At 72.7% G+C, this 13691-nt stretch carries 12 protein-coding genes, 1 tRNA gene and 1 pseudogene; 13 read left to right on the top strand and 1 reads right to left on the bottom strand.

The features are described from left to right. Nucleotides 1–134 precede the first annotated feature (134 nt). From mfd to DDE18_RS17200, 12 genes and pseudogenes are all read left to right on the top strand, one after another. Nucleotides 135–3767 (top strand): transcription-repair coupling factor, encoded by a 3633-nt coding sequence (gene mfd, locus DDE18_RS17255; protein WP_116573490.1) that lies wholly within the window; start codon nt 135–137, stop codon nt 3765–3767. A 47-nt stretch (nt 3768–3814) separates the two neighbouring features. Next, the gene (locus DDE18_RS17250) at nt 3815–4498 is read left to right on the top strand and encodes a hypothetical protein (protein ID WP_116573489.1); all 684 of its coding nucleotides are present in this window, start codon (nt 3815–3817) and stop codon (nt 4496–4498) included. Between the two features lie 24 nt (nt 4499–4522). Beyond that, nucleotides 4523–5668, top strand: a complete 1146-nt coding sequence (locus tag DDE18_RS23785) for a gluconokinase, GntK/IdnK-type (protein ID WP_245916810.1) — start codon at nt 4523–4525, stop codon at nt 5666–5668. Between the two features lie 126 nt (nt 5669–5794). Continuing rightward, a complete protein-coding gene (eno, locus tag DDE18_RS17235) occupies nt 5795–7072 on the top strand; it encodes a phosphopyruvate hydratase (protein ID WP_116573488.1) in 1278 nt (425 codons plus the stop codon). 75 nt (nt 7073–7147) lie between these two features. Next, nucleotides 7148–7666 (top strand): FtsB family cell division protein, encoded by a 519-nt coding sequence (locus DDE18_RS17230; RefSeq protein ID WP_245916808.1) that lies wholly within the window; start codon nt 7148–7150, stop codon nt 7664–7666. After that, nucleotides 7650–8123, top strand: a pseudogene (locus tag DDE18_RS23780) (DUF501 domain-containing protein); the annotation flags it as partial. The gene DDE18_RS17230 and the pseudogene DDE18_RS23780, both read left to right, overlap by 17 nt. Nucleotides 8124–8360: 237 nt before the next feature. Further along, nucleotides 8361–9173 (top strand): Ppx/GppA phosphatase family protein, encoded by an 813-nt coding sequence (locus tag DDE18_RS17225; RefSeq protein ID WP_281258404.1) that lies wholly within the window; start codon nt 8361–8363, stop codon nt 9171–9173. Further along, complete coding sequence (locus DDE18_RS17220) at nt 9155–10009, top strand: uracil-DNA glycosylase (protein ID WP_281258401.1); 855 nt, start codon at nt 9155–9157, stop codon at nt 10007–10009. Before DDE18_RS17225 ends, DDE18_RS17220 begins: the two co-directional genes overlap by 19 nt. Then, nucleotides 10006–10668: a hypothetical protein gene (locus tag DDE18_RS17215; protein WP_133241256.1), complete on the top strand. Its 663-nt coding sequence runs from the start codon at nt 10006–10008 to the stop codon at nt 10666–10668. Before DDE18_RS17220 ends, DDE18_RS17215 begins: the two co-directional genes overlap by 4 nt. A 12-nt stretch (nt 10669–10680) precedes the next feature. After that, nucleotides 10681–11199 (top strand): glycine cleavage system transcriptional repressor, encoded by a 519-nt coding sequence (locus DDE18_RS17210; RefSeq protein ID WP_116573484.1) that lies wholly within the window; start codon nt 10681–10683, stop codon nt 11197–11199. A 79-nt stretch (nt 11200–11278) separates the two neighbouring features. Beyond that, nucleotides 11279–11836: a peptide deformylase gene (locus DDE18_RS17205; RefSeq protein WP_116573483.1), complete on the top strand. Its 558-nt coding sequence runs from the start codon at nt 11279–11281 to the stop codon at nt 11834–11836. A gap of 53 nt (nt 11837–11889) precedes the next feature. Beyond that, a tRNA-Leu gene (locus DDE18_RS17200) sits at nt 11890–11963 on the top strand. Nucleotides 11964–11986: 23 nt separating this feature from the next. Here DDE18_RS17200 and DDE18_RS17195 read toward each other — a convergent pair. After that, nucleotides 11987–12667 carry a hypothetical protein gene (locus DDE18_RS17195; RefSeq protein ID WP_116573482.1) on the bottom strand — a complete coding sequence of 227 codons (681 nt, stop codon included), beginning with the start codon at nt 12665–12667 and terminating at the stop codon, nt 11987–11989. A gap of 124 nt (nt 12668–12791) precedes the next feature. Here DDE18_RS17195 and DDE18_RS17190 point away from each other — a divergent pair, with 124 nt between their 5' ends. Further along, complete coding sequence (locus DDE18_RS17190; protein WP_116573481.1) at nt 12792–13673, top strand: Bax inhibitor-1/YccA family protein; 882 nt, start codon at nt 12792–12794, stop codon at nt 13671–13673. Nucleotides 13674–13691: the final 18 nt, after the last annotated feature.

Below are 13691 nucleotides of genomic sequence, written 5' to 3'. Positions count from 1 at the left end.
CACCCAGGAGGCTGCCGCTGGCTGGGCCCTACCCGCTGCCGGGGCGGGCCAAACCAGGAAGCGCACGTAGACTCGTTGGCCCAACCCCCATCCCATCCCGGACGGGGGTTCAACGCGTGCGCCCGGGAGGACCCATGACCGCCACCAGCCAGTCCGCAGCCGTGGTTGGCCCCCTCGTGGCCGCCGCCGAGGCAGTGCTGGGCGGCCCGGTGCTGGCGGAGGCGATGGCCGACGCCCGCGACGTCAGCGCGCTGGACCTCACCGGGCCTCCCGCGATCCGCCCGGTGGTGGTCAAGGGCCTCGTCGACGCCGGGCGCACGGTGCTCGCCGTGACCGCCACCTCCCGGGAGGCCGAGGACCTGGTCACCGAGCTGGGCGACCTCGTCGACCCCGACACCGTCGCGCTCTACCCGAGCTGGGAGACGCTGCCCCACGAGCGGCTGAGCCCGCGCTCGGACACGGTCGGCCGGCGCCTCGCGGTGCTGCGCCGGCTGCGCCACCCCGGCGACGACGTCTCCAACGGTCCGCTGCGGGTGGTCGTCGCGCCGGTGCGCTCGGTCCTGCAGCCGCAGGTCAAGGGGTTGGCCGACCTGGCGCCGGTCGAGCTCGCGCCCGGCGACTCCCTGCCGCTGGAGGACGTCGTCCGCGGCCTCGCAGACGCGGCGTACTCACGCGTCGACATGGTCGAGAGGCGCGGCGAGTTCGCGGTCCGGGGCGGCATCGTCGACGTCTTCCCACCGACGGAGGAGCACCCGCTGCGGGTGGAGTTCTGGGGTGACGACGTCGAGGAGATCCGTGCGTTCTCCGTGGCCGACCAGCGCACGCTGGAGAAGGTGGAGCGGCTGTGGGCGCCGCCCTGCCGCGAGCTGCTGCTGACCGACGAGGTACGCCGCCGCGCGGCCGACCTGGGCCGCAGCCACCCGCAGCTCCTCGAGCTCACCGACAAGATCGCCGCGGGCATCGCGGCCGAGGGCATGGAGTCGCTCGCGCCGGTGCTCGTCGACGAGATGGAGCTGCTGGTCGACCTGCTGCCCGAGGACACCACCGTGCTCGTCCTCGATCCCGAGCGGGCCCGCACCCGTGCCCACGACCTGGTGGCGACGAGCGAGGAGTTCCTCAGCGCCAGCTGGGCGGCCGCCGCGGGAGGCGGGTCGGCGCCGATCGACCTGTCGACCGCGTCGTACCGCGAGGTCGCCGACGTGCGCCTGCACGCCCTCGGGCGTGGGCAGGCGTGGTGGAGCGTGAGCCCCTTCGGCATCGAGTCGGATCCCGGCGGGTCGAGCGAACTCGGCCGATCGAGCGACCTCGGCCGGTCGAGCGATCCCGGCCGGTCGAGCGATCCCGGCCGGTCGAGCGAAGTCGAGACCACCGTCCCGTCCCGACCGATCGGCGTCCAGCCGGTGGAGTCCTACCGCGGCGACCTGGAGAAGGCCGTCGCGGACATCCGGGCCTGGCTCGCAGACGGCGACCGGGTCACCGTCGTGCACCCCGGCCACGGTCCCGCCCAGCGCATGGTCGAGCTGCTGGGCGAGCACGACGTCGCGGCCCGCCTCGCCGAGGAGGGTGGCCTGGCGGACGACGTCGTCACCGTGACGTGCGGGGCGCTCGCGCACGGCTTCGTCGACCCGGTCACGAAGGTCGTCGTCCTGACGGGGGAGGACCTGTCGGGCCAGCGGGCGTCCACCCGCGACATGCGGAAGATGCCTACCCGCCGCAAGCGCCAGATCGACCCGCTCGAGCTCAAGGCCGGCGACTACGTCGTGCACGAGCAGCACGGCGTGGGGCGCTTCGTGGAGATGATGCAGCGCGAGATCGGCGGCGCGACGCGGGAATACCTCGTCCTGGAGTACGGCGCGAGCAAGCGTGGCGCCCCGCCGGACCGCCTCTTCGTGCCGGCCGACAGCCTCGACCAGGTCACCCGCTACGTCGGCGGCGAGCAGCCCAGCCTCGACCGCCTCGGCGGCGGCGACTGGACGAAGCGCAAGAACAGGGCACGCAAGGCGGTCCGCGAGATCGCCGCCGAGCTGATCAAGCTCTACGCGGCTCGCCAGGCCACCCAGGGCCACGCCTACGGCCCGGACACGCCCTGGCAGCGCGAGCTCGAGGACGCCTTCCCCTTCACCGAGACCCCCGACCAGCTGAGCACGGTCGACGAGGTGAAGGCCGACATGCGCCGCACCGTGCCGATGGACCGGCTGGTCTGCGGGGACGTCGGCTACGGCAAGACGGAGATCGCGGTGCGGGCTGCCTTCAAGGCGGTGCAGGACGGCAAGCAGGTCGCCGTGCTGGTGCCGACCACGCTGCTGGTCACCCAGCACCTGTCGACGTTCACCGAGCGGATGACCGGCTTCCCGGTGGTGCTCAAGGGTCTCTCGCGTTTCCAGACCGACAAGGAGGCCCGCGAGGTCATCGACGGCCTGGCCACCGGCGCGGTCGATGTCGTGGTCGGCACCCACCGGCTGCTCAACCCCGACATCCGCTTCAAGGACCTCGGGCTGATCGTCGTCGACGAGGAGCAGCGGTTCGGTGTCGAGCACAAGGAGCAGATGAAGCGGCTGCGCACGTCCGTCGATGTGCTCAGCATGAGCGCGACCCCGATCCCGCGCACCCTGGAGATGGCCGTCACCGGCATCCGGGAGATGTCGACGATCACCACCCCGCCGGAGGAGCGGCACCCGGTGCTCACCTACGTCGGTGCCTACGAGGACAGGCAGGTGGTCGCCGCGATCCGCCGCGAGCTGCTGCGCGACGGGCAGGTGTTCTACATCCACAACCGCGTGCAGTCGATCGAGAAGGCCGCCGCCCGGATCCGCGAGCTCGTGCCCGAGGCGCGCGTCGCCACGGCCCACGGCCAGATGGGGGAGCACGCCCTGGAGCGCGTGATGCTCGACTTCTGGGAGAAGAGCTTCGACGTGCTCGTGTGCACGACGATCGTCGAGTCGGGCCTCGACGTCTCCAACGCCAACACGATGATCATCGAGCGCGCCGACACCCTGGGCCTGAGCCAGCTGCACCAGCTGCGCGGCCGCGTCGGCCGGTCCCGCGAGCGTGCCTACGCCTACTTCCTCTACCCGGCCGAGAAGCCGCTCACCGAGACCGCCCACGAGCGGCTCGCCACTCTGGCCCAGCACTCCGACCTCGGCGGCGGCATGGCGATCGCGATGAAGGACCTGGAGATCCGCGGCGCCGGCAACCTGCTCGGCGGCGAGCAGAGCGGCCACATCGCCGACGTCGGCTTCGATCTCTACGTGCGGCTCGTCGGGGAGGCCGTGCAGGACTTCAAGGGCGACAAGGAGCCTGAGCTCCAGGAGGTGCGCATCGAGCTGCCGGTCGACGCCCACCTGCCGCACGACTACATCCCCTCGGAGCGGCTGCGGCTGGAGATGTACAAGCGACTCTCCGAGGTGCGCTCCGCCGACGACGTCGACCTCATCCGCGAGGAGATGCTCGACCGCTACGGCACCCCGCCGGACGTCGTCGAGTCGCTGCTCATCGTGGCCCGGTTCCGGGCCCGCGCTCGGGCGGCGGGCGTCGGCGAGGTCACCCTGGCCGGCAAGTACGTCAGGTTCGCGCCCGTCGAGCTGCCCGACTCCCGCGTCGTACGCCTCAACCGCCTCTATCCCAGGAGCATCGTCAAGGCGCCGGTGAAGACCGTGCTGGTGCCGCGGCCCCAGACCGCAGCTGTCGGGGGGCGCCCCATCCAGGGGATCGCCCTGCTTGAATGGGCGCGCGGCGTGCTGGACACCGTGATCGACCCCTCCTCTTGATCGACCCCCACTCTTGATCGACAGAGCGAAGCACACAGGAGTAACGCGTGAGCAAGACCTGGATGACCGGGGCGGCCCTCGGTCTCGGCGGACTGCTGCTGACCGGCTGCGCCGGCGGGACCTCGGGCCCAGGGGTGGCTGTGGCGGTCGGCGACCAGACCATCTCCGCCGCGCACGTCGACCGGACCGCGGCTCACATGTGCGAGGCGCTCGAGGAGGACTTCCGCGCGCAGAGCACCGTCGTGCCGATGTCCTTCATCCGTCAGGGCGTCGTGCAGCTGCTGTCCCTGCGCGCCCAGGCGCGCCAGATCGCCGAGCAGTACGGCGTGGAGCCGGGCCCGACCTACGAGCGCGAGGTCGCCGAGCGGTCGCGCAGCGTCGCGGGCCTGCCCGAGAACGTGCGCGAGAGCTACGTCGAGGTGATGACGGCCGACGCGCTCGCCACCGCGGTGGTGGAGCAGGTCGGCCGCGCGAAGCTGGAGGAGGAGGGCTTCGCCGAGCCGACGGCCGAGCAGGTCTCGCAGGCCGGCAACGACGTGTTCGCGACGTGGCCCGACCAGCACGGCATCGAGATCGACCCGCAGTACGGCCTGGAGTTCAGCGACGGGGCGCTCGTGCCGACCGACACCAGCCTCTCCGTCGCGGTCAGCGACCTCGCCAAGCTGGGCCAGGCCTCCGAGCCCGACCCCAGCTACGCCGCGTCCCTGCCCGCCTCGCAGCGCTGCGGCTGAGGACCCCGATGCCACTGCGTCGCCATGGCTGAGCAGCCGCCCCTCCTGGAGTTCCTGGAGGTGATGCGGCTGCTCCGCACGGAGTGCCACTGGAAGCGCGAGCAGACCCACCGGTCCCTGGCGCGCTACCTCCTCGAGGAGGCGCACGAGACGCTCGAGGCGATCGACACCGGCGACGCCGCCCACCTCCGTGAGGAGCTGGGCGACCTGCTGCTGCAGGTCTACTTCCACGCCGTGATCGCCGAGGAGCACGGCGACTTCACCCTCGACGACGTCGCCCGCGACATCACCGAGAAGATGCGGCGCCGCAACGCCCACGTCTTCGGCGACGCCTCGGCCCTCGACGCCGCCGAGGTGCTCGAGGTCTGGGAGCGGCAGAAGGCTGCGGAGAAGCAGCGCTCGTCGGTGCTCGACGGCCTGCCGCCCGGGCTGCCGGCCCTGCTGCTCGCCGACAAGGTGCTCGACCGGCTCGAGCGCGCGGGACGTGCACCCTCCGGGGTCGAGGCACGACCGGAGCGAGCCTCGAGACCACCCGGCTCCCCCGAGGATGACCTCGGCGACCGGCTGCTCGCCCTGGTGGCCGAGGCCCGCGAGGCGGGCGTCGATCCCGAGCAGGCGCTGCGCGGTGCCGTTCGCCGGGTGGTCGCCGCGGCGGGCGACGAGCCCCGCGCCCGGCACCTGGTCTTCATGGGCGTGTCCGGGACCGGCAAGAGCGCAGTCGGCCGGCCGGTGGCCGAGCGGCTGGGCTACGACTTCGCCGAGGGCGACGACTTCCACCCGGAGGCCAACGTGCGCAAGATGCGCGCCGGCGTCCCGCTCACCGACGAGGACCGCTGGCCGTGGCTGCGGTCATTGGCCGAGTGGACCCGTGAACGCGCCGGGCAGGGACGGTCCACCGTCCTCACGTGCTCGGCCCTCAAGCGGGCCTACCGCGACGTGCTGCGCGAGGCCGCCCCCGACACGGTCTTCGTGCACCTCGTCGGCGACAAGGAGGTGCTCGCCCGGCGGATGGCCGAGCGGGAGCACTTCATGCCCAGGTCGCTCCTGGACTCCCAGTTCGAGACGCTCGAGCCGCTCGGCCCCGACGAGGAGGGCGTGGAGGTCGACAGCTCCCGCCCGCTCGACGAGGTGGTCGGGGAACTGGTGGCCCGCTTCCCGCGCCAGCCCTGAGTCGCGGCGAGGTGACCGGTCGGTAGTACCAGCGGCCGAACCGGGGGAGCCGCCGCGGGTCGGCGCACGGCTAGGCTGGCGCCGGCTTCGCGCCGTACCCCATCCGTCTCACCCCAGGAGCACCCCGTGGCATCCATCGCAGCTGTCGGCGCCCGCGAGATCCTCGACTCGCGTGGCAACCCCACCGTGGAGGTCGAGGTCCTGCTCGAGGACGGCGCGTTCGGTCGCGCCGCGGTCCCGAGCGGCGCCTCCACCGGCGCGTTCGAGGCCGTCGAGCTCCGCGACGGCGGCAAGCGCTACGGCGGCAAGGGCGTGCAGAAGGCCGTGAAGGCCGTCGCCGAGGGCATCTCGGGCGCGATCGTGGGCCTCGAGGCCGACGACCAGCGCCTCGTCGACCAGGCGATGCTCGACCTCGACGCCACCCCCAACAAGGCGAAGGTCGGCGCCAACGCCATCCTCGGTGCCTCGCTCGCCACGGCGCGCGCGGCGTCGGAGTCGGCCGGCCTGCCGCTCTACCGCTACGTCGGCGGCCCCAACGCCCACGTGCTGCCCGTGCCGATGATGAACATCCTCAACGGCGGCGCCCACGCCGACACCAACGTCGACGTGCAGGAGTTCATGATCGCGCCCATCGGCGCGGCCACCTTCTCCGAGGCGCTCCAGCAGGGCGCCGAGGTCTACCACGCGCTCAAGGCCGTGCTGAAGAAGAAGGGACTCGCCACCGGCGTCGGCGACGAGGGCGGCTTCGCGCCCGACCTCGAGTCCAACCGCGCTGCCCTCGACCTGATCGCCGAGGCGGTCAAGAGCGCCGGCTTCAAGCTCGGCAAGGACTTCGCGCTGGCTCTCGACGTGGCCGCGTCGGAGTTCCACGACAAGAAGAAGTACACGTTCGAGGGCCAGAAGAAGACGTCGGCCGAGATGATCGACTACTACGCCGAGCTCGCGGCCGCCTACCCGATCGTCTCGATCGAGGACCCGCTCGACGAGGACGACTGGGAGGGCTGGAAGGCCATGACCGACCAGCTCGGCAGCTTGGTCCAGCTCGTCGGCGACGACCTCTTCGTCACCAACGTCGAGCGCCTCCAGCGCGGCATCAGCGGCGGCCAGGCCAACGCGCTGCTGGTGAAGGTCAACCAGATCGGCTCGCTCACCGAGACCCTCGACTCGGTCGACCTCGCGCACCGCAACGGCTTCCGCTGCATGATGAGCCACCGCTCCGGCGAGACCGAGGACACCACCATCGCCGACCTGGCCGTCGCCACCAACTGCGGCCAGATCAAGACGGGTGCCCCCGCTCGCTCCGAGCGCGTCGCGAAGTACAACCAGCTGCTCCGCATCGAGGACGAGCTGGGTGACGCAGCCCGCTACGCCGGGGCGGCGGCGTTCCCGCGATTCGCAGACTGACCGGGGCAGACTGGGCCCATGCCTTCCCAGCGACGCACTCCTCGGGGCGGGCCCGGCGGCAGCACACGACCGGGCATGCGCCCGCGTCCCCGCGCCGCCGCGCCTCGTCCCGCCGCCCCGGAGAGTGCGTCGCGCCGGCCCCGGCTCACCGGCCGGGCCGCGATCCTGGTGCTCGTGCTCGCCGTGCTCACCGTCTCCTACGCCTCGTCGCTGCGCGCCTACATCCAGCAGCGCTCCCACATCGGTGACCTCAAGCAGGCGATCGCCGAGCGGGAGGCGAGCATCAACGAGCTCGAGCGAGAGAAGCAGCGCTGGTCCGACCCGGCCTACGTCCGCGCCCAGGCGCGCGCCCGGTTCGGCTACCTGATGCCGGGGGAGACCGGCTTCCAGGTGCTCGACGAGAACGGCCGGCCGCTGGAGAGCCAGGCGACCCTCCACGACCCGGGAGACGTCGTGAAGACCGTGCCGACCCCGTGGTGGTCCGACGCCTGGGACTCGGTCGAGCTGGCGGGCAACCCCCCGGCTCCGGACTCCGGCCCGGCCGACAAGATCGACGGCACCACCCAGCAGGCGCCCGGTGATCGATCCCGCTGACGAGGCGGCGGTCGAGGCCCAGCTGGGCCGGTCACCGCGCGCCATCCATGCCGTCGGGCACCGCTGCGCCTGCGGCAACCCCGACGTCGTCACGACCGAGCCGAGGCTCCCGGACGGCACGCCGTTCCCGACGACCTTCTACCTCACCTGCCCCCGCGCGGCGTCGCGGATCGGCACCCTCGAGGGCTCCGGCCTGATGAGGGAGATGCAGGAGCGACTCGGGGAGGACCCCGAGCTCGCGGCGGCCTACCGCGCCGCCCACGAGCGCTACCTCGCCTACCGCCGTCAGCTCGGGGAGGTCGCCGAGATCGACGGCATCTCCGCGGGCGGCATGCCCGACCGGGTCAAGTGCCTCCACGTCCTGGCCGGCCAGTCGCTCGCCATGGGTCCGGGGGTCAACCCGCTCGGCGACGAGGTGCTCGAGCTGCTCGGCGCATGGTGGGCCGAGGGCCCGTGCGTCCAGGTGGCCGACGGCTCCGTCGGGGCCCCGGATGGGCGCCCTCGGTCGCTCGCTGGTGCCTCGCTCGGCTCCGTCGAGGCCCCGGATGGGCGCCCTCGGTCGCTCGCTCGTGCCTCGCTCGGCTCCGTCGGGCGGCGCCGGGTCGCGGCCTTCGACTGCGGCACCAACACGATCAAGCTGCTGATCGGCACCCACACGCCCGACGGGCTCGAGGTGCACGTCCGGGAGACGCGGATGGTGCGCCTCGGCCAGGGCGTCGACGCGACCGGCCGGCTCGCCGACGAGGCGCTGGCGCGGGCGTTCGCCGCGCTGGACGAGTACGCCGCGATGGTGCGCGACGCCGGCGTCGACCGCATCCGCTTCTGCGCCACCTCGGCCACCCGGGACGCCAGCAACGCCGAGGTGTTCCGCCGCGGGGTCGTGGAGCGGCTCGGGGTCGAGCCCGAGGTGCTCTCCGGCGACGAGGAGGCCGCGACCGCCTTCGCCGGGGCCATGCGCGGCCTGCCCGACGACGTCGCGGCTCCGGTCCTCGTCGTCGACATCGGCGGCGGCTCCACCGAGCTCGTGCTCGGCGACCGGACCGGGGTGGTCGCGGCCCGCTCGATGGACGTCGGCTCGGTGCGCCTCCACGAGCGGCACGTGCGGCACGACCCGCCCACCCGCGAGGAGATCGCCTCGATCGTCAGGGACGTCGACGACCACCTGGAGGGCTCCGGGGTGCCGGTCGGTGACGCCATCACCGTCGTGGGGATCGCCGGGACCATGACGACGCTCGCCGCGGCGGTCCTCGACCTCCCGGCGTACGACCCGGAGGCCATCCACCGGTCGGTGCACCCGGCCGAGGGCGTCCACGCCGTCGTCGACCGGCTCGTCTCGATGACGGTGGCCGAGCGGCTGGCCCTGCCCTACATGCACCCGGGCCGGGCCGACGTGATCGACGCCGGCGTGCTGATCGCCGACCGGGTGCTCCGGCGCGCGGGCGCCGAGGCACTGACCGTCGTCGAGTCGGACATCCTCGAGGGCATCGCGTGGTCGATGCGCCCCTGAGCGGCGCCACCCCGCTCCCGCACCCGGTGACCGGGCAGCTGTTCACCTCGCCGGTGCCGCCGGGCACGGGCTGGCCCGACGACCCGGCCGCGCCCGGGACGCCGGTGGCCCGCTCCGCGGGAGGCGTACGCCGGCTGGCCGGCGCCCGCACGCTGGCGGAGCTCGACGCCCGGGCGAGCGTGTGTGCGGCCTGCCCGCGCCTGGTGCGCTGGCGCGAGGACGTGGCCCGGGACAAGCGGGCGTCCTTCGCCGGCCAGCCCTACTGGGGCCGGCCGATCGCCGGCTGGGGAGACCCGGAGCCGCGCCTGCTGATCGTCGGCCTGGCGCCCGCCGCGAACGGCGGCAACCGCACCGGCCGGATCTTCACCGGGGACAGCAGCGGGGACTGGCTCTTCGCCTCGCTCCACCGGGTCGGGCTCGCCACCAGGCCCACGAGCGTGCACGCCGGCGACGGCCAGCGGCTCGTCGGCACGCGGATGGTCGCGACGGTCCGCTGCGCGCCGCCGGCCAACAGGCCGACCCCGGAGGAGCGCGACACCTGCGCCCCGTGGATCACCCGCGAGGTGGCGCTGCTGCTGCCGGACGTGCGGGTCGTCGTGGCGCTGGGCGCCTACGGCTGGGAGGGCGCGCTCCGCGCCCTCGCGGCCGCCGGTGTCGCCGTGCCCCGGCCGCGCCCGCGGTTCGGCCACGGCGTCGAGGTGGAGCTCGGGGACGTGCTGCTGCTGGGCTGCTACCACCCCAGCCAGCACAACACGTTCACCGGCCGCCTCACCCCCGACATGCTGGACGCGGTCTTCGCACACGCCCGCGACCTGGCAGGCATACTGCCGGTATGAGCGTCGCCGCTGCGCCGATGACCTACGGGGACTTCGGCGACAACTTCATCCGGATGGTCCTCCACCCCCGGCGGGTCGCGGAGAGCGTCGACCGGGTCCTCGGCGAGCAGCTGGTGCTCGGGCCGATGGGGGCGGGGCCGGGCCGCAGGGTCGCCAAGATCACCGCGTTCGCGGAGTTCGCGCCCACCACGGCCACCCTCGTGCCGGGCGAGCTCCTCACCTACCGCGTCGAGCTGCCCGTCCGGGTCACGTTCGACCTCGACCTCGCGGTCGACAGCCACCGCTTCGAGGCCGACGTGCTCGTCCCGCTCGAGCTGATCGTGGTGGTGGAGCCCCCGCTGACCATCGTCTGGCAGTTCACCCCGCCGGACCCCCAGCAGGTGCGGATGACGATGGCCACCGGCACCCGGCGCGGGGCCCTGATCCAGCGGGTCGCGGGGCTGGACGAGGAGCTGCGCCAGTTCCTGGTCAAGATCGTCTCCAGGGAGCTCTCGAAGCCCCACGTGCACCGGGCCACGCACCTCGACATGTCCGCCCTCATCGACGGCGCCTGGCCGGCGCTGGCCGCGCAGTTCCTGCCCCACGGCCCGGAGGACCGGCTCTTCGAGCCCGGCTGGTCGAGCCCGGCTGGTCGAGCGAAGTCGAGACCTGGGCCCTGACACAATGCGCCCGTGACACTCCACGCCATCACCGTCCTGGGCCACGACCGCCCCGGCATCATCGCCGAGACCACCCACAGGCTCGCCGGCCTGGGCCTCAACCTCGAGGACTCCACCATGACCCTCCTCCGGGGGCACTTCGCGATGATGCTGATCTGTGCCGGTGACGCCCGAGACACGGAGATCGAGGAGGCGCTGGCGCCGCTCACCGCCGACGGGAGGCTCACGGTCACCGTGCGCGAGGTGCCCGAGGAGCAGGTCGAGCGCACCGACGCCTCGTCCTGGGTGCTCACCGTGCACGGCGGCGACCGGCCCGGCATCGTGTCCCGGATCATCGGCGAGGTCGCGGCCGTGGGCGGCAACGTCACAGACCTGACCACCCGGCTCGCCGGTGACCTCTACCTCCTCGTGGCCGAGGTCGACCTGCCCGCCGGCGTGGACGCCGAGGCCGTACGCCGCTCGCTCGCCGCCGCCGCCGCCGAGCTCGGCGTCGGGGTGACCCTGCGCGCGGCCGAGGCGGACGAGCTGTGACCGTGAGCGAATCGTCCGACCGCATCGGTCGTGAGCCGCACGCAGACCACACGCTTGCGGTCGGATTGCGAGCTCACCCATGGCACTGAACGAGCGCCTCCTCGAGTGGACGGAGGCCGAGCTCCGCGTCGACGGGCGGGCGCTGGACGTCGTACGCGCCCCGGCGGCCGTCCTCTCCGCCGACGGCGACCAGGTCGACCCGAAGGCTCCGGAGACCGTGCAGCTCGCCGCCGACCTGGTCGCGACCATGCGGGTCTCCCCGGGCTGCGTCGGGCTGGCGGCGCCGCAGGTCGGCGTGGGCGTGAAGGTCTTCTGCGTCGACGTCTCCGGGCACCCCAAGACCCGCGACCACCACGGCACGTTCGTGCTCTGCAACGCCGAGGTCGTCGACTCCTCGCGCAACGAGAAGGCGCGGGAGGGCTGCATGAGCGTGCCGGACCTCACCGGCGACGTGAAGCGCGCCGGCCGGATCGTCGTCCGCGGCCAGCTGCCGGGCACCGGTGAGGAGGTCACCGTCGAGGCCAACGCCTTCGAGGCGCGGGCGCTGCAGCACGAGATCGACCACTGCTACGGCTACCTGTTCCTCGACCGGGTCGCCGGCGCGCACGCCGTCTACGCTCGCAAGACCTACCTCTGATCCGTCATGCCGATCCGAACCGGTCGGCTCGTAAGCGCATGACGGATCCAGCGGCCCCCGTATCCCAACCGGCAGAGGAAGCGGTCTTAAAAACCGCACAGTGTGGGTTCGACCCCCACCGGGGGCACCGGCGTCAGGTACGCCGCGCCGTCAGGGCCGGCTGGCGAGACGCCTGCCGCCCAGGAGGATGTCCACGACGCCCACGACGAGCGCGGTCCACGTCCAGAAGCCCCGGTTGCCGGCGGCGAGCATCACCAGCGCCACCAGCGTGACGACGATGCCGATCACGAGCAGCACGATGTCGTCCCGGCGCCGCCGCGTGGTCACCGGAGGCGGCTGCCGGGTCGGGTCAGGGACCGGTGCAGCGGCTGCGTGGTCCGGGACACCCATATCGGCACCGAGCTGGCGGACGGCCTCGAGGCCCGACTCGTCCTCGAAGGTGCCGTCGAAGGCCTCGCCGGTCTGGGGGTCGTAGGGCTCCATCCCGGTCTCCTCGGCGACGACCGCGACCAGGCGTCGTACGGCGGCGTGGAAGGCGGCGGGGTCGTCCTGCTCCCAGTAGGGATAGCTCAGCGAGGCCATCGAGGAGTAGACGCCGATCTGCACCCCGGTCGTGGGATCGGTCAGCTCGCCGACGAGGGAGCCGTCCTCCTCGTCATACCGCTCCCAGGGTCCGAGGGTCCCCTGCACCCCGGCCTCGATCCTGTCGAGGACCCGGGCCAGCCGGGCGCGCTCCTCGGGGGAGGCGTCCTGACCGGACCCGGTCGACTCGAGGGCGTCGTCCCACCCCTGTCCGGGCGCGCGGGAGACGAAGGCGATGTCGTAGCTCACGGCTGCATCATGTCTGCCGCGGGGGAACACGGGTGGCCGTTCGCACGTTTGAATCGGTGAGTCCATGCGTAGAGTGGACGGTGGGACACCAGTTCCACCCAGCAGCGGCCTCCAAGGAGAGACCATGAAGAGCAACAACCCGGTGTTCGCCCGCTCGGAGGAGTTCAACGGGCAGGGCAACGCCTACGGCAACCAGACCTACCCAGGTGGCGGCCAGTCCTACCCCGGCTACGGCCAGGCCCCGCAGAGCCCCTACGGCGACCCCTCGCAGTGGGGCACGGGCACGACCACGCCGCAGGAGACCGGCCAGCGGATGACGATCGACTCGGTCGTCCAGAAGACCGCGCTCACGCTCGCGGTGGTCATCGCCACCGCAGCGGCGACGTGGTTCTGGACCGGCGACCTGAGCGTCGAGGGGGCGGGCAAGCTCTACCTCGCGCTGTTGGTCGGCTCCGGCGCCGCGTTCATCCTGTCGATGGTCAACTCGTTCAAGCGCGTGATCAGCCCCGCCCTGGTCCTGGTCTTCGCCGCGGCCGAGGGCGTCGCGCTCGGTGCGTTCAGCAAGTTCATCGACGCGCAGTTCGTGCAGGAAGCCGGACTCGGCAGCAACATCGTGCTGCAGGCCGTCGTCGGCACCTTCGCCGCGTTCGCCGGCACGCTGGCCGCCTACAAGATCCTCAACATCCGGGTCGGCCAGAAGTTCCGCACCTTCGTCGTCGCCGCGATGTTCGGCATGGTGGCCCTGGGCCTCCTCGAGCTGGTGCTGAGCTTCTTCGGCAGCCAGATCGGGTTCTTCGGCTTCGGCGGCCTCGGCCTGATCTTCGCGATCGTCGGCCTGGTGCTCGGCGTGTTCATGCTGATCCTCGACTTCGACTTCGTCGAGAACGGCGTCCGCGCCGGCCTCCCGGAGCGCGAGTCGTGGCGGGCGGCCTTCGGCCTGACCGTCAGCCTGGTCTGGATCTACACCAACCTGCTGCGCATCCTGGCGATCTTCAACCAGGAGTGACCGCTGGTCGCACGCGCG

The sequence above is a fragment of the Nocardioides gansuensis genome (assembly GCF_003076135.1).
Lineage (GTDB): Bacteria > Actinomycetota > Actinomycetes > Propionibacteriales > Nocardioidaceae > Nocardioides > Nocardioides gansuensis.
This window is presented reverse-complemented; position numbering and strand designations above follow the sequence as displayed.

Bases quoted from the DNA above. Each gene is read 5' to 3' on its own strand.
- mfd (WP_116573490.1), top strand. From the start codon at position 135: ATGACCGCCACCAGCCAGTCCGCAGCCGTGGTTGGCCCCCTCGTGGCC.
- DDE18_RS23785 (WP_245916810.1), top strand. From the start codon at position 4,523: ATGGCTGAGCAGCCGCCCCTCCTGGAGTTCCTGGAGGTGATGCGGCTG.
- DDE18_RS17230 (WP_245916808.1), top strand. From the start codon at position 7,148: ATGCGCCCGCGTCCCCGCGCCGCCGCGCCTCGTCCCGCCGCCCCGGAG.
- DDE18_RS17225 (WP_281258404.1), top strand. From the start codon at position 8,361: ATGGTGCGCCTCGGCCAGGGCGTCGACGCGACCGGCCGGCTCGCCGAC.
- DDE18_RS17215 (WP_133241256.1), top strand. From the start codon at position 10,006: ATGAGCGTCGCCGCTGCGCCGATGACCTACGGGGACTTCGGCGACAAC.
- DDE18_RS17205 (WP_116573483.1), top strand. From the start codon at position 11,279: ATGGCACTGAACGAGCGCCTCCTCGAGTGGACGGAGGCCGAGCTCCGC.
- DDE18_RS17190 (WP_116573481.1), top strand. From the start codon at position 12,792: ATGAAGAGCAACAACCCGGTGTTCGCCCGCTCGGAGGAGTTCAACGGG.